Source organism: Paenibacillus sp. JL3B1040 (assembly GCF_057063165.1).
The window spans coordinates 4,009,757-4,034,236 of record NZ_CM169317.1; the positions used below are offsets into that span (position 1 = coordinate 4,009,757).

A 24,480-nucleotide genomic window follows, 5' to 3' on the forward strand; every position below is an offset into this window, starting at 1 on the left:
TAACGGCAAACTCCGCTGCGGGTTCAAAGTGAAGATGGATTGGGGAGGCAATTTTACGTACTGCGGTCGATCGCCGCTTTGAGGCGGTATTCCTTCGGCGTTGCCCCGTAACGACGCTTGAACAGCCGGTAGAAATAGCTTTCGTTGCCGAAGCCGACCTTCTCCATGATTTCCGCCACGGTCAACTGCTGCTGCTCCAAATACAGCCGAGCTTGGGCAAGGCGGACTTCGTTAATCCGGTCAACGACCGACAGGCCTTCCTCCGCTTTGTACACCTGGCCCAGATGAACGGAGCTCAGCTTCAGCATATCGGCGATCCGCTGCACGTTGAGATCGGGATCGGCATAATGCTTGTCGATGATTTCCTTTACGGTGTCGGCAAGCAGCCGGTTTTTGTTGGCGCGCCCGTTCCGGCGCTGCTCGAACACTTCGCGCACCACCTCCATGAGCACGGCTTCGATTTCGTCCAGCGTTTCTTTCTCGAGGATACGCCGATTTATGGCCTGGAGGTTGACCGTAACCGGGTTCGCGTTATGTTGGTTCAATTCGCCGAGCGTATTGCTTAGCGTGACCGCCAAGTGAAGCAGTCCGGAATACATATTTTCGAAGCTGAAGGAACCGACCCGTTCCCGCCAGCTTCGGATCGCTTGCTCCGTCCCCTCCTGATTCCCGCTCTTCAACCCTTCCGTCAAGCTGCGTTCCAACTCCGGCGGAATACGGAACGAATCGTTCATCTCATTGGCACGGAGCCGATCCGGTTCAAGCACGGCGCCTTTGCCGAAAATCATCCGGTAGTTCGAGTGCCGCACCGCAAGGTTGTAATGCTCCGTAATCCGGCGGTAATCCTGAAACACCTCGCTAAGCGTTACGGTAAAGGTGATCCGGTAATAACGGAGAATGGTTCCTTGCAGCTCCTCGAAGCTCTGCCCCAGCTTCTCCAGCGTTTCTTGCGGCCCGCCGACGATAAAGACGAGATGGCCGCTTTTCATATCGGCGGTCTCGCAGGTTCCGCTGCGGCGCAGCAGCTCCTGGCCGATATTGGCGACGGCGAAATAGAGCAGCGATTCCGCCTGAGGGCCCTGCTCCCGGGCCAGTCGCTGGGCGTCGTCGATTTGTACGAGCGCCAGCCGAAGCGGCGACGGATAGGCCACATCGATCCCATACTGCTCCCTGATCCGCAAAAACGACGGTTCGTCTACGCTTTCGCTGAGGCCGATCAAGCTTCGCAAATGGTAAAGCTTGGCGATATTCCATTGCGACGCCCGTTCCTGCTCCAGCCCTTTGAGCTTGCCGAGCATTTCCGTCAGGTTGTCCGCAATCAGCGACAACTCATCCTGCGCCGGCGATGCGCCGCCGCCCCCCTGCGGCACCAGCGTCAGCAGATGGCCGACCGGTTTGTATAGCCGCAGCGCAAAGAACACCGACAGCAGCACGGCAAGAAGCGCCACGGACAGCGTGACCGCGATTTCCGTCCACCTCATCTGCCGAACGCTGCCCAGCACGTCGTCGTAATCCTGCAGGCTGATGATTTGCCAGTTGTTCAAAGCCTTGCTCAAATAGGTGACCTTGAATTTGCTTCCTTCGTGCGCGTAGATGAACGAGTCCAGCGAATGCTCCGAACCGGCGATGCGCCGGAGAATCTCCTTCGTGTCGAGCCCTGCGGGAAGCGAGCGATCGTTGGACATCAGCAGCCGGCCATCGCCGTCGGTCACGAACAGCATATCATTTTCCCGGTCGACCACCCGATTAAGCGCTTTCAGGTTATCCAGCATCCAACCGGGCTTCACCGTCAAGATCAACACATCGTCGTTGACGGAACCTAACGTAAGCCCGTCATATACGAAAAAAGCGAATACGTCGATCCCCTCGTTCCTTTTGTCCAGATCAAGCGGAAGCAACTGCATCTTCGGCAGCTCGCTGCCGGAAGCCATAACGTTCTCCAAGGCGTCATACAGCTGCCCGTTATCCATGCCGTGGTTCAACGACGAGAAAAAACGTCCCTGCTTCCCGTTATAAAATACGATAGCGTGCAGATAAGGAGAGGTCGCCACCGTTTTGTTCAACCGTTCGATTTTCAAGATGCTCTGTTTATAGTCCCCGCCGGATTTCAGCGCGATCATCTCTTCATCGTTATACAGCGAAACCGCCAAATCCTTGACGATTCCGTTCATGTTCTCGATATTGTAGTTGAGTTGGGTGAGCAATTTGCGGTCGGCGTCGTTTTGCAGGCTGAGCACCTTATCGCGCGCGACGGAGTTCAGGACGAGGGAGGCAATGGCAAGCATGGCGACGACGGGCATAAAACTGAGCATGATCCGCTGCAAATATTTGCGCGACCGGAGCATTTGCAGCACATTCATCGGTTCTCACTCCCTGCTTAAGTTTCGAGTTCAGACGTTTTCCATTACGGCATCGGGAGGACGCCTTGTATCGGGTGCCCTTACTATATCGTTCGCTTTTTTCATTGTCAATCCTCCCCTTGCCGCCCGATTCGCCAATTGTGACCGCAATCACCTCGCCATACGGGCAGCAGCGTTATCCTTCGAAAGAGAGAAGCCAGCGACAAATATCATGGATTCAGGAGGAGTTAACTTGGAGAAAATCGCGGTCAATTACGAAAAAATGTACTATGGTTTCCCGGTGATTCTGATCAGCTTCTACGATGAAAACGGGGTCGCGCATGTGACGCCGACTTCATCCTCTTATTCGCTCAAGGACATGGTTGTCTTGGGCTTCAACAGTAAGGGCTTTGCCGCGCAGCACCTCAAAGCGGGAGCCGACTTCGTGGTGAACGTGCCGGACCGTTCTCTGCAAGAGTCGGTCAACTACTGCGGTTCGCGTTCCGGCGCGGAGGGCAGCAAATTCGCCGCGGCCGGCCTGACGCCGGAAGCCTCGGAGCAGGTCCATGCCCCCGCCGTGCGGGAGTGCCCGATCTCGATCGCCTGCCGGGTCGCCCACGTCGTGGAAAGCGAGCAATTCCCGGGCGTAACCAACATTGTAGGTAAAATCGTGAGCCGATCCGTGGCCAAAGATTATTTGAACGCGGAGGGACGCCTGCAGATCGACAAGCTCAATTCGATAATCTACGCGGGGGACGGGGTTAACAAGGGGTTCCGGTATTTGCGGGAGAGCTGACAGCGGCGGGGGCTGGGCACAAATTTCCTCACGCGAAAAAAGCTGCTTCGTCGCTAAAGCGAGGAAGCAGCTTTTTTATCATTCACTCCATCAGCCAACGAAAAAGCACGTTCGCGTGATTATGCACCGGGTCCTTGGCGGCGTACAGCAAGGTGACCGGGCGTTCCCGCGCGAGCTCGCGGATGCGGTCGGCCAGCACGGCGCACTCCGGGCTGGCGTTCAATTCCCGGAGATAGCCGGCGCTGAAATCCGCATACCGTTCCATGCGGTGGGCGAATTCCTTGCGCAGCTCCGGGCTCGGGGCGATCGCCTTCATCCATTCGTCGATCGCCGCATCCGTTTTGGTCATCCCGCGCGGCCACAAACGGTCGACCAAAATGCGGTACCCGTCCTCGGGAGCCGCGGGTTCGTAGATCCGTTTCACGCGGATGGGGTTTGCAATATCTAGTGACATCCGACGGCAACTCCTTCATCATCATTCCTTCGTTGTCCCTATCATACCATGCCGAAGGAAAAAGCAAACAACCCCCGCCTTACTCCGGTTCAGACGCGTTGACCGATAATCGGTCGAACTGTACGCGGATGCTGTCCCCGCTCGCCCTGGCTTCCGCCGACAGTACGACGCGCATATTCGAGCTCCAGGTTACCGGCACGCTGGAGTACATCACATCGTCCACGTAAATCTGGATTTCCGTCCCGTTATGAACCAGCTTCATCGTATGGGTCCCGCCGTCATTATTCGCGTACACCAGCGTATCGCTGCCGCCGTTCAAATTGTACGCCCATACGCCGGTATCCTTATTCTGACTGAAACGCAGGTATTCGCTAGGGCTGACATACAGCCACAAACCGCTCCTTAGCCCCGTACCGTTGCCCTCCAATGAAACCCGTTCCACTTCAACGACTAACGGTTTCGATGCCGAAGCATGGAAGGGCTGGACGCTTTCGAGCGCTTTGCCGGACCAATAATTGACGCCAGTCGTCCCCTCGAAGGTTAACACGCCCTCTGCCTCTGTTGCCGTAATATCGGTAGGCTGGCTGGATCTCAACCCGCGATCAATGACAGACCAGTGGTTCAAATCAATAACGCCGTCATCGAAGTCGTCCTGCAAGGTGTTGGATGTCGGCATCGCTTCGACCGGCTTGGAGGCGAGCCCTTCACCCGATGAGCCGATGGCAGAAACCGTATAGTAATACGACACTCCGTTGGATACGGCAGTATCCGTGTATGTGGTGTCGGTGACCTGACCGGCAATCGTTACGTAAGGGCCGGCCGGCGTCGTGCTCCTCCGCACATGGTATCCCGTTGCCCCTTCCGCTGGCGACCAGTTTAACTCGATGGTTCCGTCGTCGCCCAAGGCAGACAAGCCCATGACTTCAAACCGGATGACCGCCAGATCATAATCGTCCGGACTACCTGCCCTTTGTGCCCGAACAAGCGCCTGGGACATCGGCGGCAGTGTCGTCGGCGCCGTATATCTCCCTTGCGCATCGATCGTTCCGTAGGCGGGACTCCCGACGACCGACCATTTGATTTTCCCCGAAGCTCCGATCAGTTCCCCGTTGAAATCGATGGTTGCGCCGGGCACCGCCGACACTTCAGCCGGCGTGATCTTCAACTGAATCGGCTCCGGTACGGTGGTATAAAGCGCGACACTGTTCGCCGGCACATCGAAATCATCAAGCGACACGGAAATCGGGTTCCACGAGCGGTCGCCCGGAATCACGAGTCCGCCTGCCGTAGGCTGCAACTCGTCGGTATACACATGGCGGTGGAACGGTTTATGCAGCGGCTCCGAGAACTGAAGCGATACCTGCTTGCTGCTTGAGCTTTTGTTGACGACGAACACCGAATACTCGCCATCCGGCCGCTTCACGGACGTGACATGCAAATCGGGGTCGTCGGACTCCGTCAATAACACCTGGGAGTGCGCGCCCGTAAAGCGGGAGAACAAACCGAACGTATAATAAGTATGGCGCGGTACCGCGCTGTTCTCCGGCCAAACCCAGGTGCCGAATTCAGCGCTGTCGAGGAAGTTCAGCGGATCGACCAGATACTGGTCGGCGAGCCGCCATACCAGAATGCCCGACACTCCGCTGCGCATGCCGGAAACCATCAGATCGGCAAGCTCAATGGCATTCTGAGGCGTCGTTTTATCCCCCGGCGCAGCGATCTCCGTAATCATTAACGGCTTTCCCGTCGGCTGTACGTAAGCCATCCGATCGGACGTCCAGTCGGCCAACGTCGTATAGTTATGCCCGTAGGCATGTCCTTCGTAGATATCCAGAATATCGTTCATCTGTTCCGCCGCATACTGCATCCAAGGAAGTCCGCCGGATTCGTCCGGCCCGAGCAGCTTAATTTGCGAACGCAGCCCGTCTGCGACAAGCCGCTCGTGGATCGCCCGGTACATGGCTTCATAATATGCCATCTGATCGATATGCGCTGGCGTCTCGAAATCGCCCAAATTGGGCTCGTTATAGCTGGTCACATATTTGATGTTGTCGTACCCCTTGTGGACGATCAATTGCTGCAGCGTCGCCGATACCCACTCTGCCCATTCTTCAAGATCGGTCGGAGCGCTCGTTTCCGGCTTAGCCAGCCCGTCGAAGCCAAGCCAGCTCTGCACCTCTTCGGTCATTTTCCATCCGGCAACCAGGTTGACGTCGATTTGCTGCGATTTCAACTCATCCAACACGCGGTACACGGCCTGCATTTTGACGCTGTCCGTTTGCATGCCCTCCCAGTCGATGACATGCGGATCTTGGTTGTCATTGACCGGCTCCATCCAGTCGATCTGGTACCAAACGCGGACCACGTTGGGCTTCAGTTTGGCCAAGCGCCGTTTCTCCAGCTCCCACCAATGCCCATTGTAACCGTTTTCCAAGCTTTCCGGCATAAAGTGGAATGGATCGTATTCCGCGCCGATCCCCAGAAAATCCGCATTTACGACCGTGGTCACATCGACGGATACCGTGGATGTGTTCCCACCGGCCAAAGCGGGGAGCGGCGGCAGCGAAAGCGCCCCCAAACCAAAAATCAAACTGAATACACCGCTAAACCAGGCTCTCTTCAACTTCATGCTCAGGTTCACCTCTTTCCTAATTTGAAAGAACGGACATCCCTTTGACAAGCGAATCGATCCTCATCTCCCTCCCTCCGGCCCCCTGTAGTTTGGATGACACCTTTAGTGTAATCGCTGGATCGGCACGAATAAATTCGACATTTTTAAGATTGTTATCCATTTTCACCCTTTTTCCGCCTGACGAAATCCCCCTCTCGCTCTAACGCTGTCGCGATATTGCTGCGGGGTAACCAAGGTCTTCTTACGAAACAGGCGGGTGAAGTAGGGGGCCGATTCGAGTCCGACCTCGGCGGCAATTTCATAAATTTTCTTATCGGTGGTCTTGAGCAGCAGCTTCGCTCTGTTAATCCGTGTTTCATTGATGTATTCCAGTAACCCCTTGCCCGTCTTCTGCTTATACATTCTCGAGAAATAGGGCGGGCTTAAGTATACCAGCTCGGCCAACGTGGTCAGCGACAATTCCTCATGCAGAAATTCGTGGATATATTGGTGGACCCGTCCGATGATATCGTTGGTTCTCTCCATCCGCTGGCGCCCATTGTATTCAGCAATCCGGATCCCCAGCTCGCCGAAATAACCCAGCATTTCCTGCCAATCGGCATGGCGGTTGGGGTGAGCCAGCTTCTCCGCGTCCAATGTGGTGAGCAAGTCGCCGCACAGCCTCCTTTGATTGAGGTAAGCCAGGAAAAAAGCCGATAGCCGAAAGAAAAATTCCAGCTTGAACCACTCCGGTTCTCCTTCAAGGGGAAGGGAATCCTGTGCGCCATCAAACCATTCCTGAAACAACCCCATAAAAATCTCCGGCTGCCCATGATCCATCGCGGTCTCCAGCAAATCCAGTTTGTTCAGCTTAGCGCGTAAACGCTCGACCTCCATCGCGGATTGGCTGGAACCGCGGCCATTTTCCTGCCCCGGGGCCAGCTCGGTAATCAGCATTTCTTCCCCGGTCCCCTTGCGCAAGAGCATCTGAACTTTAGGGACTCCACCCGGCTGCCGACCTGCTCCCAATTCACGGGATCGGACGCCGCGGCCAAGGATAACGGGATGTTCAATCCCCGTTTGCAAGCATCCTGAATCCGTTCCAGAGCAGGGTTTACCGCCGGCCGGAGCGCGAAATTGGATTCCCCTGCATTCGGCTGGATCAGCCAAATGAGGCGCGATGGATCGTATTGGAACCCTTTTTGCTTGTTCATTCAGTCCCCTCGCTTCACTGGTTTATGCCTTTCACCGTAAATATAAAAGACGTTCCGGACCGCTCAGAACGGGACACTGTTGCGGTTTTTGTCTTGGATTAAGCAGTTGCTTCCCGCGGGGTTAATCGTGCGCTACCAACTCGCGTTTCAACGTCTGCTCACCCGTAATTGCCCGAATCAGGTGATATGCGGTGCACTCGATGTCCCCGTAAGTGTTGATCATGGTATCGATGGATGCCTCGTATTCTTTATGGACAAACGGATGGTAATGGGAGACGAAAATGATCGGCGTATCGAGCTTGGTCCATCCTCCCATCATATTTCTGGCCACCTCATCGTGAAGCCGAACAACGTTCAGACCGTAACTGAGCCGGCTGCCGATCGAGCACAGGATCAGATCGTAATGGCCGCCCGAGGCTGCCTCGAACAACCGATCGGGTCCGGGATCGACCCACTGATCGACGGAGCTCGTCAACCGGGATAGCTCCTGCTTGATGCGGCTGTACAATTCGCCGTATTGATCCTGATAGTTCATGATCGCCACGTGCAGCACGCGGGTATTCGGACCGATGGCAAATGGGATTTTTCCGTCCCGGTCCCGAACGAGAGTCATGCCGTCTTGAGCAACGCGTGCCGCCAGACGAAGGTTCTTCTCTGTATCGATGGGTTGCCGTGCTCGGGACATCCCGGCGATCGTACCCTCGGAATTTCCAAACAACCCCATCTGCTCTTTGAGAGCAATCACACGGCATGCCCGGTCGCGGAGGGTCTCCATCGTCAGTTTCCCCTGCTTCAGCCGCATTTCCATCTCGGCGTAAAACCGGTCGGTCACGCGGGGAAACAACAAGACGTCGCAGCCGTTCTCCAGAGCGGCGGCACAGGCGTCGAAGTAATTCATGAAGCCGACCGCGCCCCCCATTTCAATGGCATCCGAGACGATCAATCCCTCAAACCCCATTTGCTTGCGAAGCAGATCGACAAGCAAGCGCTTCGATACCGTTGCCGGCGGATACAGCCCGCGCTCATCCGGCGAATCGAAGGCCGGGAGCGAGATATGTCCCGGCATCACCGCCATCGCCCCTTCATCGATCAGCGCCTGGAACACCCGACCCGGACCGTCCCACCATTCCTCCGCGGCAAGCGGATTGACCGGTGTCGTCAAGTGCTGGTCCAGGGACGAATGACCGTCTCCCGGGAAATGCTTGATCGTCGCCATCATCCCGTGATCCTGCAGCCCCTTCATATAAGCGCCGACCATCTTGATCACATGCGCGGGATCATGGCCTGCGCTTCTCATGCTGACGACCGGACTGTCCGGATCGACGGCCAAATCCGCCACCGGCGAGAAGGTCCAATTATAGCCGATATCCCCCGCTTCCTCGGCGGTAATCTTACCTGTTTCGTACGCCAGTTCCGGCGAATTCGTCTGGCTTAATCCCATCATGTACGGAAATTTTGCCGCCCCCTGAATCATGTTGCCGGGCCCGCATTCCAAGTCGCTGACGATCAAGGGCGGAATGGCATAAGTGTCCTGCATCCTTTTGATCGCATCCTGCAGTTCCGTTCGATCGGCGGGATGAAAAAAGACGGAGCCATACTGCTCCTCCCTGTTCTCTTCCTGAATACGTACGTAGGCGGGGCATATCACCTGATTCAGCAAACCCCTGAAATCCAGGGAATCCACAATTCTCCGCGTCTGCGCGGTGCTTCTGATCTGAAATTTCATTGGATACCTTCCTCTCTGTAATAGGTTGAACGATCTACCATGAAATTTGAATCGTTCCGCTCACCTGTTTGACGCGCAGCTTGTTGCCCTCCCGTTGCCATGTCACGATTTCTCCGGAGGCATATTCCTTCCTGACCACGACCTGCCCGGCGTCCATCGCTCCGATCGGCGGATAAACGGTCAGCGAGGCGCTCTCCAGTCCTCCCACCGCGATCGTTCTCGAGGGAGTCCGCTCCGGCGTCGAGACCGGGCTGGTCTCCCGGCACCATACCTGACCATGGTGCGACTGATCCACAAAGACGCGGCATTCGTCATAGAAAGTGCGGTCCAGTGCATAAGGCGCCGCCCCTTCTGCAAGGCAAACCGTCTGGCCGATCAGCACCGGCACCCCATCCGGACCGCGAAGCCGGAACGTGACCGAGGTATCCTTTTTACAGCCGGTAAAGATAAAGCCATTGTCGTGCCGCTTGACAAACATCAAGGCCGGCGTGGATGCCCGGTCGAATTTATGCTGCAGGATCGTGTACCCGAAATGCTGCAGCATATAACGTACTACAACAGACCCGTCCAGGTATGCCGACTCCTGCCGGATGGGAAGATGCGTAATGCCCGAGGCCTCATACGGAAGCGACCCGCGTACCCAACCGATTCGCCCCCCTTTCCAGGATGGCAGCGAACGGCTTAACGCAAAGGCCCGAACCCGGCCGTCCAACATCACCTCCATCCCCGGCATGGTATGGGGATCCGCCGTATCCCTGACTCGTTCCGCCAGCCCACCGTCCCCAATAAGGGCCCGGTGCCGGAGAAGCAACGGCTCCGTTTCCCGGTCACAAGCAAACCCGTCTCCTTCAAAGGCAAAGCCGGTCACTTCGAAATCGCCTTCCAGCGCTTCTTCCCGCACCAGATTGAGCATATCCAGCAACTCCGGATCGTGAACCGCCCCGTAAAGCAGAACTTGACCGCCCGACCGGACGTAATTCGCAAAATACGTGGCGCGTTCCCCGGTTAACCAACTGGCGGAGACCAACAGGATCGTGCTTGCCAGCTTCTTCAGACCCGGCTCCTGCAGCGAAAACATCGTATCTGTCCCCACCACCGTATTCAGCGGCAGTCCTTCATTAATGGCATTGCGTATAAACCAGTCGTGAAAAAACACGCTCCCGGACCGATCCTGCGAATCCGCCGCCGCTTCATGCAACTCGCGGAAAGGGTATACCCAGGTTAATAATCCCGCCTCGTCCGGATGATCCTTTAAAGCCCGTGCAATATGCGGAACGATTTCTCTGGGTCCGTCCTCCAGCAGTTCTCCCTTCTCCGTATCAATCGTCAGAATTTCGACGATACCGGGACCTTCCAGCTTGCCTTCGGCATTCACTCTTGCCGCAGCCAGCGGGCAATAAATATCGTGGGGCTCGCGGTCGTACAAATCCCACCACGGGTTCTGCCAAAACCAAGGATCATTCGGATAAAAACGAAACGGGTACGTTTCCCCCGGCAGTTCGGCGATCCGCGACAGGTACCCCGTCATCTCCAGCCCAAAATCATAGTTCAGCGCTCCCCAAGGCGAATTAGGCGGGGGCAGCTCAATATACCCTTTCTCGTATAGATCGAGCATCGGGATGCAGTCCTTCGCCAAATCCATGCCCGTGCCGAAGTTCGTGCCGCGAATTTCCGTACGGTAGCCGGGGCATTCCCGTTTGAATAGATCCCAGAAGGACATCACCTTTGCCGACAGCTCCGCAAAGTCCGCCAGCGGCATCTGCGTGCCGTCATAATTTGCCCCTAAATAGGTCCAGGGGAAATAAGAGAGCGCAAAGCCGTTCGAGAACCATATATAATCGAATCCCATCGCGGGCAAATAACGGGCACATTGGCGGCCAAGGAATTCGCCGAACGGGGTCCCCTCGGGAATTCCGTTCGGATACGCCGCATAGGAAGCCGTATCGCCATGCAGCGTGGACCAGGTGCATACGACGGTATAATCCGCCTTCAGGGCGATAAATTTCCCGCCTAAATCGGCCCGGTTAATTTCGGGATGATCCTGATATTTGAACGGGGAATAAGCAAACTCAGGACCTGCGTCAAAGGCGGCCCCTACTTCTAGCGTCACACCGAACCGCTCCGACGCGACGCGTTTGAAGCTGCCTACAATACCGGCAAGATCGCCGTACGTCATCCGTACCGGTTCGTCCGTGTACGGCCGGGCGATCCGCGGATCATGTTCACCTTGAATATGGCTGAAGCATTGCTCATTCGCGAAGCCGATATATTTGGCCCACTCCAATTCCGCTTCCGGTTGTCCGCTCCAGGTCAAGATCTCACTGCCGTCCGAAACCCACAGCAGCATGGAAGCCTTCTCGGCCATATCGATTAACGGTAACCACTGCCGGATCGCTTCAGCACAGACTTCATCGACGTCAGCCGGCTTCAAACTGGTAAACGGCTTCAGGCTCATCTCCAGGGTAGCTCGGCGCAGCGGCTTTTTGATTGCACTCCATGTCATTTTACGAGACACCTCCTTATACCACTTCAAGCTCAATGCCAAGAACTCTGGCCACATGCGCCAGCTTTGCATTCACGTGTCCGACGCCTAGGGCAAAATGATGGGTGGGCCCCGCCGCGCACCAGTCCTCGACAAATTCGGCGACACGGCGACCAAAGCTGCAGCGGGTGTTGGTATTGCCCGTTTGCGGAATTTCCCCCGGGACCGATTCGCCTTCGGCAGCGATCATTTTGTATCGTCCGTCCGCCGTTTGCGAAATGCCAAGAAGCGTTACGGGCCCCGTCTTGATGCTGAATTCAACGCCGATGCCGGAGCCGCTCTTCCCATGGAACACATCCAGGCCGCGGATCACCGGCCTGCCGTCGCTGATCCGGATATTGTGCGGACCATCGTGGCCGACCAGCACGATATCATCGTTGAAATCGCATGGATGCAGCTCGGCGAAAGAGCCGCCCGCGCCAAGCCGATCCAGGATCAGCATCGCCGCGCAGGTCTTCAGGTCGGCTTCGCCGGCCAGCGGGATTCCTTTGCCGGTGAGCAGCGAATTGCCCAATACCATGTTGGCCCCGATCCGTTCGTATTCGTTGTTGTCGAGGCCGCGGTAATAATAAGCGAGTCCGGACAGCCCGTAGGCCGTAACCAGCTTGTCGAGGCCGACGGCCACCTTGGCGGACCAGGCCAAATCCTCCTCCTTGATCGGCCTTGTGATGGGATCGATGAAGGGATCGGCGAGGGAAAAGACGCGATGGATTTCCTCGAGCTTGGCTTTGATCTCTCCCGGAGTCGCCGCGTTGACCAGCTTGGCCAGATCGCACATTTCAAGCATTTGCACATGCGCGCCGAACGTCGCCGTGAAGGCGGTGGGATCGGAATTCATGTCATACATGCCCTCGTACGTATGGCCTAAGTAACCGATCCGGGCGTGTTTGAAGGCTTTGCGTGCATTCGCCACCTGGCACCAGGCTTCAAGTTCGCGAGCGACCCGCATGTCTCCGTGCAGCGTCCCGACGATCATCCCGGCCGCAGGTTGCCCCGCCCGCACCAATACGCCGCTGATTTCCGGCAGCGAGCAGATATTGTCGTTTGCAAGCTGCATATAGGTCGTGGTATGCCGGTAATCCAACCGACTCAGAGGCTGCAAGGCAACTAGCACGGTCGGTACGGCAAGGTTGAGAATGACGGTTGCCGCCGTCGAGGAGGTTACATACGTGCTTAAATAGCAGAACAGAAAATCGACGTTGTCCGCCTGCAGCGCGGCGGCAGCCGCAAAAGCCCGGTCCACGTTGTCGACAAAGCCGGCCGACACCACTTCCACGTCACAATTCCGCAGTAAAGCTTCGAAGCTTCGGCCATTGCCCTCCAATTCCTCCCGCAAACCCGGAAACTGTCCCCAATACGGTTCATGGCCGACAGTAATCAGACCTACCCTTGCTTTTTTGCGATTGAATAATTCACTCATTTTTACACCACCAATTGATTTATCGTTACACTTATATCCTAGTAATTACGGGATATTCAAACAATGAACAGAACAATAATTATTGGAATAATTCTACGATTTCGTTATAATATCAGCATTCGTTAATGAAGGAGGCGGCTGAAATTGATCGAACCTGTCGCGATCTATTTTGAACAATGCGAACCCGGCTGGCATGTGCCCTCGGCGCGAACGCACAACCATATCCTCTTGCTGATGACCGAAGGAGAAACCGTTTACACATTGGAACAGGAAATCCCGCTGCCATTAGTCCGGGGGGAAATGTTGTTTATTCCCCAAGGCACCTTGCGCTCCGCCGCTAATGCGAAGTCGGAGCCTCATCACATGTATGCCGCCCATTTCCAGTACGAAGGGGACGGGGAGGGCTTGCCCCTGCTGAGCGCTCCTTTCGTTTGCAAGGCCAAACTAACTAATGCGGATTACATACGGCATCGCTTCTCGCAATTGACCCAGCACTGGTTGCGCAAATCGCGTTACGCAAAACCGCTGGCTCACGGCATCCTCCTGGAAATGCTGGCGCTCCTGAACGAAGAGGCGGACGACTTCGAATCACCGTCAGTTCGCGGGAAATCCCAAAGCATCGTCTTTCAATTGCAGCAGTACATTCTTGAACACTATCGGGAGTCGTTATCGATCGGAGACCTGGCCGCTCACGTTGGCCTGACTCCGAATTATGTCAGCGCGTTGTTTAAGCAAACGACAGGCAGCACCTTGACGGAATACATTCAGCAAATCCGGATTTCCGCGGCTTGCGACTTGCTGACCGGTTCGCCGATGAACGTGAGTGAAATTTCCGATTTCCTGGGCTTTTGCGAGCCTTCCTACTTCAATAAAGTGTTCAAAAAGGTAACCGGATCGTTGCCTTCGGCCTATGTTAAAGAAAAGCCTCGCATCTGGATTAACGACAAATCGGAGCCATCCGATCCTCGGCTTCGAAACGGTTAATATCGGACAACAAAGTATAAATCCTCTCGTTTTACTCCGCGTGACAGGCCGATATAATAAATAAAGGAAACCACTAACTTGAATCAGAACCAAAATAAAGGAGGCTTTTCATGATGCATCGGTTCCCCCCTCCTCCGCCGGCTTATGTCTATTTACCGACGGGGTCGACCGCCGTTAGCAACCCGATGGACATGTACGGCTACGCCAAATGCCGCGTTTACATCCAAACGACGCAAACGGGTACCCGCATCGATGTAACTGTCAAGGGAGCCCCGAACGAAAGCGGCATTTACGCTCCCGAATTAGGGACGGAGGCCGTCAAGACCGGAATAACCGGCACAACATCCTACGTTTTGCAGGACATCTCCCGTTTTCTTAGAATTGAAGTCGCCAATTTCACCGGGAACTGGACGATCTGGGTGGTCCCCCTTCAGGTCTGACCTACAATACCAATGAGGAGGGTTCGAACATGGCCAAGCTGAAAGTCGAAGACGGCGCACTAACGTATGAAGGAAGCTGGACGGTCCAGCACACGGCAAATGCAAGCTTATCCAGCAGGCACGACTCGGACGGCACTACAGCCGCCAACGCCACGGTTTCATGGAGCGGATATTTCAGGGGCCTTGATATCCATGCCACCAAAGGACCTAATTTCGGGAAAGCCGACGTCTTCGTTGATGACATGCTTCATGGCGAAATCGATTATTACGCTGCATCGGGACAGCATGGGGTACAGGTGTACGCCATCACAGGACTAAGCGACGGCGTCCACACCGTTTCGATTCGCAAAAAAGGCGTCAAAAACGCTTCCTCCACCGCTTGTTACATCGATATCGATTATTTGATGGCCGATTTTGTCCCCCCGGGATCGTCCGTCTTGCGCAGCATCGTCTGTATCGGTGACTCGATTACCTTCGGCGCGAATGTGTCGCAAAGACCGGAGCAGCTGTACGGGCGCAGGCTCCGGCAAATGCTGTCGGTCCCGGTAAGCATCCACGGTTTGTCCGGAGCTCCGATCGGCACGGTCACCGGCATCATTGACGCCGTCGTTGCCCCGCGCCGTCCCGACCTCGTATTGTGGCTGGCCGGAATGAACAATGCCAATCCGGGCGCGGACCTGGAGAAGGGCTTCGATAAGCTTCGGGAATGGCTTCCGGAAACGCACATCATCGCTTCCACGATTCAATACAACACGTACTACACGGAGGCCCAAAATCAAGTTAAAGTGAATGAAGTCAAGGACGCTTGCCTCCGCAAAGGCGTCCCGTGCGCCGATCTCTATACGGCCACCCAAGGCAACACGTTCATCAACACCCCGGAGGGCACCGTGCACCCGAATGGAGACGGACAAGGCCTGATCGCAAATTTGTTTTATAACGAAATCGTTAAGCTGCTGAACCAATCCTAATCCGCCCCGTTCCCGCCGCAGGGCTTCGGAGGTCAGGGATAACGCGAACGCCTGAAGACTTAATCCGATTTTCCGGGCAGTCTTCGGGCGTTTTCGGGTGCTTATTCCGTTTGAAAATTCAGGGTTTGGCTTGGCTTGTTCGTTAAGACCGGGGCTTCGCCCTTGAACAAGACCGTATACGACGAATTCCGCTCCGGCTGGCCGGTGACGATCAGCTCCAGCTTCATTCTGCCGTTATTTCCGGCCGGCAGGAGGAATCTCGCGGTTGGCCCCCGGAGGTTGGTCCCCGGTTTGGCCCGGCCGAAGTCCCACACCAGCAGCAGATGCCTCTCCCCGGATCCCAACGTCAGATAAGCCTGCATCCTCCCGGGCTCTATCGCGGTGGGACCATCGTTTAACAACCACAGCTCCGGCTCGAACCAATCTCCTTCCCGCCATACGAATTTGGGAATACGCGCGCTCGCCACCACCGGACGGCAGGAAGCCTGCACGGCGGAATAAGCCGGCTTGGGCTTGGCAGGCCAACTGATAATGCTGTTATTCGCCGCAGCAGGCCAGGCTTCGTTAAAGCACCAGTTCAATGCCATGGAGCATTTCGGCTGCTGGCGCCGCGCTTCCTCGTAAATGCATTTGTAGCCTTCAGACTGCAGGAGCTGCCCCCGCTCCACCAATTGCTCCAGCGTCTCGGATGGTCCGAAATAATACTCGAGCTGATCGGGCATCAACCACATCTCCTCGGACAAAGCGTTTAATCCGTGGTGACTTTCCCAGGAGGTCCCTCGTCGCGGCGGGAACAGCTCCTCCGGCGGGATGAAGCTGCGCAGCTGCTCCACCGAAGCCGGTGCGGGAACGCCGAATTCCGTATACGCGGTATTGCTGGCCTTCGGCATCGCCTCGAACACGTCTTCGCCTGTTCTGTACCGGAACATATAGTGGCCATGCCCCATCCCGTCAAGCGGGGAGGTCATGATGAACGGCGTATGCGGATCCAACTCAAAGCAGTTGGCATTCAAAAGACGCAAAGGATAGGATTGCTCTGTCATTCTGGACCAGGCATTAAACAGCTCGTTGCCGCCGCACCAAAGAACGACCGAAGCGTGCCGGCGCAATCTCTTCACGATCGAGCGGGATTCCTGATCCAGCACCTTCAGGTATGCCGGCGCATCCGGATATTGGTTGCAGGCCAGCGGAAACTCCTGCCAAACCATGAGACCCAGCTCGTCGCACAGCTCGAAGAACGGGGTCTTGTTGACGATGCCGCCGCCCCACACCCGCAGCATATTCATGTTTGCCTCCCTGGCCAGGGTCAACAAGGTCCGGTAATCCTCCGCCGTGATTCTCCCCGGAAAAATATCGGGGTTCACCCAGTTGGTCCCTTTACAAAAGATGCGCCGCCCGTTTATCTCCATCGTGATCGGGGGATTGCTGCGGCTTTTCGGAAATTGACTTGGCTCCTTCCACGCGCCATCATGCATCACCAGTCTGACGCTTCGGAAGCCGATCCTCTGCACGTGGATATCCGGATCGGAGAGGCTCCCTTCCGGAGCGCGCAGCCAGACCTCGGATCGGTACAGCGGTTGATCCCCATGGTTATGAGGCCACCATAGTTGCGGCTTCTCGATCGAAGCTTGCAACATGCAGCTCGTGCCCGTCACCGCAAGCACTTGCTCCACCACGGTTTCGCCTGCCGGATCCTTCACACGCCAAACCAACTCTCCCGCATCTCCGGCAAGCTCCGCTTGCATGGTGAGCTTCACGTGATCGCAAGCCTCGTTCAGCTCGTAAAATACCTCCGAGCATGAAATATGAGTTTTTGGACGAACGAGCAGATAGGTGTCGTCCCAGATCCCGAGCGGAATGAGGCGGGGATGCCAATCCCACCCGTAGCTGACCGCCGGCTTGCAGGAATGGTCCGCCTGGTCGCGGCTTTTGGGGGCTCCGGGCCGTTTGGGAACCGGCTCCAGCCGGACCTCCAGGAGCGCTTCGCTCCCGGGCGTAAGCGAATCCGTCAGATCCAGTTCCACCGGCGTAAACATCCCCTCCTGTTCCAGCAACAGCTCGCCGTTTAGGGTTATCCGGAAGTGATAATCGATGCCTTTGGAGATGAATACAACCCGCTCCTCCGGGGTAAATGCCGGAACGCGAAGCTTGCTCCGGTAAGTCCAATATTTATCCTCCATCCATTCGTATTGCCGCCAATTCTCCCCGTAGGCAGAATCCCCCCAATGCTCCGCCCGGGCCCAATCCAATTGGACCGCGCCGGGAACGACCGCGGGTACCCATCTCGCCGGAGTTGCCTGCCGGCTATCGCTCCAGCCGACCTCCCACGAGATCTCCTGTTTCACGCTGTTCAACACGAACCGCCCCTCTCAACAAAAGTCAATTTATGTGTCTTTCTCCGGCACAATGGCCTGATGCATCGTCAATAATTGCCTCAACTCCTCTACCTCCACGCGGTAAACAGGGATCGATCTGCTTGCGGCAATAGCCGCAGCCGCTCCCGCCGCCTGACCTGTGGCCATGCAACTGGCCTGAACCCGGTATGCCGAGGAGGCTATGCCGTCTCCCGATATGCATCGGCCGGCTGCAAGCAGATGCTCGCTTCCGCGGGGAATCAACGCTCCATACGGAATGGTTGGAACCACGCCTTCAGTCAATGGGCGGACTTCGGTTGTATTTGAATCCGATTGATGAATATCAATGGGATAATAGCTGTAACAAACCGCGTCCGGCCAAACTCGTCCGCTAACATAACTAGGGGCGTCCACCCGGGTCTCCCCGATAATTCGCCAGGTTTCACGAATGCCGCATTCATTTGCAAAATCCGAAACGTATAACTTCTCGCAACCGGGAATCCCGCGCAGAAAATGAACGATACGCAGCAGTGCCTCGCGTGCTTTGATTTCTGCCTGCGACTTTAGCGGCGAAGTGGAGCCATCAATCCAGGGGATATGCAAGGATGCGCTTCCTCTATGGACCAGTTCCCTGTAAAATGGAAATTCGCCCGGTAAATGATCCGTAATCCTGATCTCCCCTGCCGCTAATGCGGAGGCATATCTCTCTTTCAACACACTTCGATCCACGTTTTCCAATTCGTATCCTTCCAGTTTGTAGACCAAAGTGCCCGGTTGGAGCACCGCTTCCCTTTCCCTCTCATAGCCCATCATTTCCGCAATGTTGGCATCGCCGGTAGCATCGACCAGTTTTTTAAATCCGATGGCCATCAGACCCGTTTTTCCTGTCGTAAATAACAAAGGCTCTCCTTGCTCGTTACTGTCCACTTTGATGGCGGCCGGCATTTCATGAAACCGAAGGTCCACTCCCGCCTCTAGACACATCTCATCCAGTACGGCGCTGTACAGGAAGCGGTTGACTCTGATCTGATGCTCCCAATGCTTTCCCTCTTGGATAGGCTGAGTGAAATCCGGGAGTTCCGCCCCGCCTTTAGCAACTGTACGTTCAATAGCTTCCCAGCCGATGCCGGAGATAACCTGTTTTCCCCCTGCGTGGAACAACCCCGGGAAATCTACGCCCGCTACCACCGTCGTACCGCCCAGTACACCGTTTTTCTCAATTAGCGCGGTGCGCGCCCCGGCCCTGGCGGCCTGAACCGCAGCCGTAAAACCCGCCGCCCCTCCGCCTATAACAACGACATCATATGAAGCTGTTGCTTGCTGTCCATCCATCCGCACATCAATCCACCCCTCATGATTTGACCTGTTTCAAGCCTCCATTTATCCATCCATCGTATCAAGAACGAGCACCCAATCGTTTCCCCTCCCGGCGGAAGGCGGACGGAAGAACGCCGTGCCCGAGTTGGGATATTCTCCAATCTCCCGAAATTCGCCGGTACGCGGGTCAAACCACGAAGCCGCTGCCCGCGATCCCGCGATCTTGCCCATCGTAACCTCCACCGGCAATCCGTTGGGGGTGTACACGAAGGCGTACTCCCTGCCGCGAGCCGCCGTCATATAGTTGGCGCCCGGGCGGTTATTGGCGACCAGGCTCTGATCCGGAACCCGTTCCGGCAAAGGCCGGGATTCCATTAACGCGCGGAGGTGACGCATTTGCGCAGCGCCTGGCCGATGCAGCCCCTCCTGCCAGGTCATCACGAAATCATCGTCCGTCTCCCGCGTCATGGACCAGATGCTGTGCTGGCCGTACGTGTGCCCAAAAGCCCCGGAAAGCACCGCATAGTAGGCTGCCGTGCGCACGTCGGCTGCATCGAAATAGCCGTTTTCCGGTTTAAATCCCACCGGGATGTCCTCGTAGCAGGGCTCCGCATCCAGCGTCGGTTTAACCGGGGAACGCCCGTAATCCGCATTTACGAACTCGTAATTCACCAACTCGCGTTGGCCATGTCCCGATTGAATCATATTGAAGTCGAGCCACGACTCCTCATGGACGTGATGGGACGAGGATTGCCAGCCCTGCGGATGAAACGTCATCAAATGGCGTCCGTCATCTCCGGCCTTAATCCCTTCGGCCATCTCCCGAATGACGGCAAAGTGCTCATAACGCACTAGCGGCCGGTCCCCGCCAAGCACCCAGATCAGGTTGGGGCGATTTTTGTAACGATTCCCCAGCCATCGACCGTAAGCCCGCGCATTCTGCTCGTGAAAGATGACCGGTCCCTTTCCCCCCTTCAGATGAAACTTGTCTCCCCAAGTCGGGAGCAAGGCGACATATAAGCCTAACGAGGCTGCCATATCCAGAACGAAATCGATATGGGCCCAATAAGAGTAGTCGCCTTCCGTATCCGGCAGCAGTGGATCATATTCCCCGCGCTCGTTCTGCTTCAGCGGTTTTCGCCCATACGCGTTTCCCGTCCTCAGTCCGTCGGCTTCCGACAGGATCACAGTCTGGATCACGTTGAATTGCTGCTCCGCGCGATAGCGCAAATAATGCTCAGCCTCGTCCCGATCCAGCTTATGAAGCAGGTTCCAAGCCGTATCCCCCAGCCAAAAGAACGGCGTCCCGTCCGTAGTGGTCAAAAACCGCCCATTCCCGCTGATCTTCAACCCTTGCATGCTCATCCGAGTTTCCTCCCTTTAACGCGTAGCGTTTGTTCATTCAGTTCGTTCGGGTCGTTCGGTTCAGCCCTTTACCGCGCCCAGCATAATGCCTTTGACGAAAAACCGCTGCAGGAAAGGATAAACGACAACGATCGGCAGCGTCACCAGCATCGTGATCGTCATTTGCACCGATTGCGGCGTCATCACCCGCACTTGTCCGGTTCTCGTCAGCTCTTCACCGCTCATTCCGGCGATGCTGCTCGTCTGATTCAGGAAGTTATACAGCAAGAGCTGCAGCGTTTGCAGCTTCGGATCCGATACCAGGAAGAAGTTGTCAAACCACGTATTCCACTGTCCAACGGCCGCAAACACGGCGATGGTAGCAATAATCGGTAAGGAGAGGGGAAACACGATGCTCGTAAAAATTTTGAAGTACCCCGCCCCGTCGATTTTGGCAGATTCCTCCAAAGCGGGCGGCAATTGCTCCATAAACGTCTTGATGAGAATAATGTAGAAGCCGGTGAGCATCCCGGGCAGAATATACAGCAGGAAGCTGTTTTGCAATTGGTAAGCTTTCATCGTCAAATACCACGGGATGAAGCCCGCATTGAAATACATCGTAATCAACACGAAGCGGTAAATATACTTGCGGAACGGCAGCTCCTGTTTCGTGATCAGATAGGCAAAAAACGAGCTGCACAACACCGTCAATATCGTCCCAATCACGGTACGCATAACGGATACCACCGCGGCATCGGCTAATCCCTTCAACCTAAACGCGGCTTTATAGCTTTCCAGTGAAAATCCGGCGGGCCAGAGATACACCCCCTTCTGGGCCTCGAAGGAATCGCTGATCGAGTAAATGAAAATGTAATAGAACGGATAAACCGTCACGATCAACAACAAGATCAAGAACGTGTAATTGATCATATTGAATATCAGGTCCGATTTGCTTATGCGCCATCTAAGCATGCTTTTCTTCTCCTCCTTGCTTCGTCCGCTGTCGGCTAGACGATGCTTTCTCCCCGGATTTTCTTCGACAGGCCGTTCACCAGGAACAGCAGCGTAATGCTGATCACCGATTTGAACATGCCCACGGCCGTGGAATACGGATAGTCGTTCAGGACCAGACCGACCCGGTATACGTACAAATCAAGAACCTCGATTTTATCCGTAACCATGACGTTGTTGAAAACGAGGTATTGCTCAAAGCCCGCAGACAGCAAATTGCTCACCGCCAGCAACTGCAGGACGATAAAAGTCGGCATGATGCCGGGGAAGGTGATATGCCAAATGCTTCTCAGCCTTCCCGCTCCGTCCACCTTGGCCGCGTCGTACATTTCGCTGTCGATGCTGACGATCGCCGCCAGGTAAATAATCGCGTTCCAGCCAAGCGATTTCCATAACAGAATCAGCGTCTGCGTAAGCCAGACATGATCCGCGTTCCCCAATACGTTCAGCGGCCTTTCGATCCAGCCGAGATTTATCAGTATCGTATTGATCGCCCCTTCGGAACTGAACATGCTGAAGGCCAGCGAGTAGATGATGACCCAACTGATATAGTGCGGAAGCGTCGAGGTGGTTTGAAAGATCCGTTTGAAGCGATGGCTTTTCACTTCCGAGATCATAACAGCCAGCAGCATCGGTATGGGAGCGCACAACAGGGACAACAAGCTAAGGGCTAACGTATTCACCAAGACGCGCCCCATATTCGGATCGGCCAGCATCTCCTGAAAATGCGCGAATCCCACAAATTCCGTCCGGCTCAGAGGGATTCCCGGGTGATAATCAAAAAAGGCATACAGCCAGCCGAAGAGAGGAACGTAATGGAAGGCGAAGGCGATCAGCAAGAAGGGAAACGTCATGCCGAGCAGAATCATCCCCTCTTTGCGAATTCGCCGCCGCTTTTTCTTAACGAGCTCCGGTTTCGTACGGTAAACAATGTCCACGTTGGTTGTCTCTCCTTATTCGCGTAATCGTGTTTCATAAGCGGTATAACCACAGCTTACCGTCCCTCCGCCCGATTCTGAATGAACGATCTAATGAATGCATTGAATTATCTCCTCCCCCTTGCCTTCGCAAGTTGAACCATTTACAGATTCGCTTGAAAAATAAAAAAGAGACGGAAGACTCTCTTCCGTCTGGAAGACTCTCTTCCGTCTCAAAAAATCCCCTTCACTACCGTTTAAGCTCCGCAGGCAAGGCTCCTACCGCCTCACGCCGTTTGGCATAATCCGAGGTGTAGAACTCCGTGACCTTGTCGACGCCGCCTTTTATAAAGGCTTCTTGCGCTTCCTTCTTGTTCCGCTCGAATTCTTCATCCGTCTTCGAGAGGATCAGCTTGGCCGCGTATCGGGCTGCCATTTCCTTCAGTTGCCCTTCCACTTTGACGAGGTCCTCGGGCAGGGTCGGCAGGCCGACGAGGCCTTCCTTGATGATTTGCTCCGGCGTAAGATCCTTCTGGACCGTGTTGGAATCCATCAGCTTGCCTTCGGCGACCAGCTTGCCGAGGACATCGCCCGGATGCATGCCTCCGTAATACTCGCTGAAATCCTTCTCCAGCTTCGTAATCCCTCTCGCCAGGGCCTCGGAAGTGGTGAACAAATCCAGCGGAGAGCCCGATTTCGGATCCGTAACGCCGCCGCCCAAACCGATCAGATTCAAATCGATACTAATGCCGGTTTTTTCCCATTCGGTTCCGCCGGCGTTTTTCAATTCGAAAACTTCATCCTTAATTTGCGGTTTGCCGTCCACGAGGTCCCAATGCACGCCCTCCGTTCCGTTGTACATCGTTCTGGCGCCCTCGTAGGAATAAATGTAGTTCAGGAACTGCATCGCTTTCTCCGGATGTTTCGAGCTTTTGGAGATCGAGTAGCTTTTGCCCGACCAGCCGAGCGGGTTCACCCCGCCGCTCCAGGCCCGTTTCCCCACCGGCAAGACAATGTAGCCTTTCCCATCCTTGGCGTACTTGGAATTGAAATCGCCCATCGCCCAGGTAGCGGGTCCCAGCACGATTTGACCGGCCGTCGCCTTGGCCAAGTAGTCGTTGTGCTTCATGGTCAGCGCGTCCGGATCAAGCAACCCCCGACGATAAGCTTTATTATAGAAATCCATGGCGACCCAGTAGGTTGACTGTTCATCGGTCAGGATATTCCGATATTGCGTTTCGTCGAGCGCTCTAGCCAATAAGTCGCTGTTGTTGGTCGTCTGTGTGGTGTACCAGGCGAACGGAAAAATATATGGCCAGAGCCCCCAATCCTGCCACATGGACACCCCATAGATGCTCTTGCCGTCCTCCGTTTGCGGATGCTTCTGGACAATCTGGTCCAGCACATTCAGCAAATCGTCCGGATTGTTAATTTCGGGAGCGCCGATTTCCTTGTAGTAGTCCCAACGGATCGTCGGACCGATGGTCAACGCCGGATAATTCACGCTGGGCTCCGACTGGATTTGCGGAGCCAGGAAAAACAGCTGATTTCGCCCCTCGCTCCAGTTTTCCCGGCTGTAATTGAGAAAATCAGGCACATTTTGTTTGATATCCTGACCATACTGCTCCAGCATGTCATCCATCGGAATGATCAGATCGCCTTCGATTAACTGTTTACCGTACTTGGCCGGTTCGGCCCTGACGATGTCCGGAAGATCTCCCCCCGCCAGCAGTACGTTAAACTTGCTTTCATCCGCCTCGACGTATTCGATTTTGACGCCGATTTGTTGGGCGATCGCTTCGGCCACCGCGCTGTCCGGATACGTGTTCCATTTCGTTCCGCTTTCGATGACCAACAGCCGTAACGTAACGACCTCCTCCGCTGTATCCTTGGAGTCTGTCTCCTTGTTGGCCGGCGAATTGCCGGATGGATTTGAACTTCCGCAGGCAGACAGCAGCATCGATAATATGAGCAGCAGGGCAATGGCTGTCGATAAACCCCTCTTTTTCATGGCGTAACCTCCCTATTTGATTTATACCGCTT

The 24,480-nt window shown here is 55.5% G+C and carries 18 protein-coding genes and 1 pseudogene; 4 read left to right on the forward strand and 15 right to left on the reverse strand.

Annotated features, from left to right (window positions below):
- Nucleotides 1–53 precede the first annotated feature (53 nt).
- Complete coding sequence (locus ACZF99_RS18130; protein ID WP_483606466.1) at nt 54–2,360, reverse strand: helix-turn-helix domain-containing protein; 2,307 nt, start codon at nt 2,358–2,360, stop codon at nt 54–56.
- A 232-nt stretch (nt 2,361–2,592) separates the two neighbouring features.
- Between ACZF99_RS18130 and ACZF99_RS18135 the strand changes: the two genes are divergently transcribed.
- Nucleotides 2,593–3,135 (forward strand): flavin reductase family protein, encoded by a 543-nt coding sequence (locus tag ACZF99_RS18135; RefSeq protein WP_483606467.1) that lies wholly within the window; start codon nt 2,593–2,595, stop codon nt 3,133–3,135.
- 82 nt (nt 3,136–3,217) lie between these two features.
- Here the strand turns inward: ACZF99_RS18135 and ACZF99_RS18140 are convergent, their stop codons facing one another.
- From ACZF99_RS18140 to ACZF99_RS18170, 7 genes are all read right to left on the reverse strand, one after another.
- Nucleotides 3,218–3,589 (reverse strand): DUF488 domain-containing protein, encoded by a 372-nt coding sequence (locus ACZF99_RS18140; RefSeq protein ID WP_483606468.1) that lies wholly within the window; start codon nt 3,587–3,589, stop codon nt 3,218–3,220.
- A gap of 79 nt (nt 3,590–3,668) precedes the next feature.
- Nucleotides 3,669–6,218: a hypothetical protein gene (locus ACZF99_RS18145; RefSeq protein ID WP_483606469.1), complete on the reverse strand. Its 2,550-nt coding sequence runs from the start codon at nt 6,216–6,218 to the stop codon at nt 3,669–3,671.
- 165 nt (nt 6,219–6,383) lie between these two features.
- Entirely contained in the window at nt 6,384–7,187 is an 804-nt protein-coding gene (locus ACZF99_RS18150) for a helix-turn-helix domain-containing protein (RefSeq protein ID WP_483606470.1), read from the reverse strand.
- Nucleotides 7,151–7,414 (reverse strand): hypothetical protein, encoded by a 264-nt coding sequence (locus ACZF99_RS18155; RefSeq protein ID WP_483606471.1) that lies wholly within the window; start codon nt 7,412–7,414, stop codon nt 7,151–7,153. Before ACZF99_RS18155 ends, ACZF99_RS18150 begins: the two co-directional genes overlap by 37 nt.
- A gap of 121 nt (nt 7,415–7,535) precedes the next feature.
- Complete coding sequence (locus ACZF99_RS18160) at nt 7,536–9,140, reverse strand: glycoside hydrolase family 3 protein (RefSeq protein WP_483606472.1); 1,605 nt, start codon at nt 9,138–9,140, stop codon at nt 7,536–7,538.
- 34 nt (nt 9,141–9,174) lie between these two features.
- Entirely contained in the window at nt 9,175–11,643 is a 2,469-nt protein-coding gene (locus ACZF99_RS18165) for a hypothetical protein (RefSeq protein WP_483606473.1), read from the reverse strand.
- Between the two features lie 16 nt (nt 11,644–11,659).
- Nucleotides 11,660–13,102: an L-fucose/L-arabinose isomerase family protein gene (locus ACZF99_RS18170; protein WP_483606474.1), complete on the reverse strand. Its 1,443-nt coding sequence runs from the start codon at nt 13,100–13,102 to the stop codon at nt 11,660–11,662.
- A gap of 144 nt (nt 13,103–13,246) precedes the next feature.
- Here ACZF99_RS18170 and ACZF99_RS18175 point away from each other — a divergent pair, with 144 nt between their 5' ends.
- From ACZF99_RS18175 to ACZF99_RS18185, 3 genes are all read left to right on the forward strand, one after another.
- Complete coding sequence (locus ACZF99_RS18175) at nt 13,247–14,086, forward strand: helix-turn-helix domain-containing protein (RefSeq protein ID WP_483606475.1); 840 nt, start codon at nt 13,247–13,249, stop codon at nt 14,084–14,086.
- A 110-nt stretch (nt 14,087–14,196) separates the two neighbouring features.
- On the forward strand, nt 14,197–14,526 hold the full coding sequence (locus ACZF99_RS18180) for a hypothetical protein (RefSeq protein ID WP_483606476.1): 330 nt from the start codon (nt 14,197–14,199) through the stop codon (nt 14,524–14,526).
- Nucleotides 14,527–14,555: 29 nt separating this feature from the next.
- Nucleotides 14,556–15,494 carry an SGNH/GDSL hydrolase family protein gene (locus ACZF99_RS18185; protein WP_483606477.1) on the forward strand — a complete coding sequence of 313 codons (939 nt, stop codon included), beginning with the start codon at nt 14,556–14,558 and terminating at the stop codon, nt 15,492–15,494.
- A gap of 101 nt (nt 15,495–15,595) precedes the next feature.
- On the opposite strand, the gene ACZF99_RS18190 is transcribed toward ACZF99_RS18185, so the two are convergent.
- The 7 genes and pseudogenes from ACZF99_RS18190 to ACZF99_RS18220 form a co-directional block, all read right to left on the reverse strand.
- Entirely contained in the window at nt 15,596–17,839 is a 2,244-nt protein-coding gene (locus ACZF99_RS18190) for a glycoside hydrolase family 2 protein (protein ID WP_483612825.1), read from the reverse strand.
- A 39-nt stretch (nt 17,840–17,878) separates the two neighbouring features.
- Nucleotides 17,879–19,180: an FAD-dependent oxidoreductase gene (locus ACZF99_RS18195; RefSeq protein WP_483606478.1), complete on the reverse strand. Its 1,302-nt coding sequence runs from the start codon at nt 19,178–19,180 to the stop codon at nt 17,879–17,881.
- 48 nt (nt 19,181–19,228) lie between these two features.
- Nucleotides 19,229–19,603: a putative collagen-binding domain-containing protein gene (locus ACZF99_RS18200; RefSeq protein ID WP_483612827.1), complete on the reverse strand. Its 375-nt coding sequence runs from the start codon at nt 19,601–19,603 to the stop codon at nt 19,229–19,231.
- Nucleotides 19,583–20,530, reverse strand: a pseudogene (locus ACZF99_RS18205) (glycoside hydrolase family 140 protein); the annotation flags it as partial. The pseudogene ACZF99_RS18205 and the gene ACZF99_RS18200, both read right to left, overlap by 21 nt.
- 60 nt (nt 20,531–20,590) lie before the next feature.
- Entirely contained in the window at nt 20,591–21,481 is an 891-nt protein-coding gene (locus tag ACZF99_RS18210; protein ID WP_483606479.1) for a carbohydrate ABC transporter permease, read from the reverse strand.
- Between the two features lie 35 nt (nt 21,482–21,516).
- Nucleotides 21,517–22,458 carry an ABC transporter permease gene (locus ACZF99_RS18215; protein ID WP_483606480.1) on the reverse strand — a complete coding sequence of 314 codons (942 nt, stop codon included), beginning with the start codon at nt 22,456–22,458 and terminating at the stop codon, nt 21,517–21,519.
- Nucleotides 22,459–22,687: 229 nt separating this feature from the next.
- Nucleotides 22,688–24,448 carry an extracellular solute-binding protein gene (locus tag ACZF99_RS18220; protein ID WP_483606482.1) on the reverse strand — a complete coding sequence of 587 codons (1,761 nt, stop codon included), beginning with the start codon at nt 24,446–24,448 and terminating at the stop codon, nt 22,688–22,690.
- Nucleotides 24,449–24,480 lie beyond the last annotated feature (32 nt).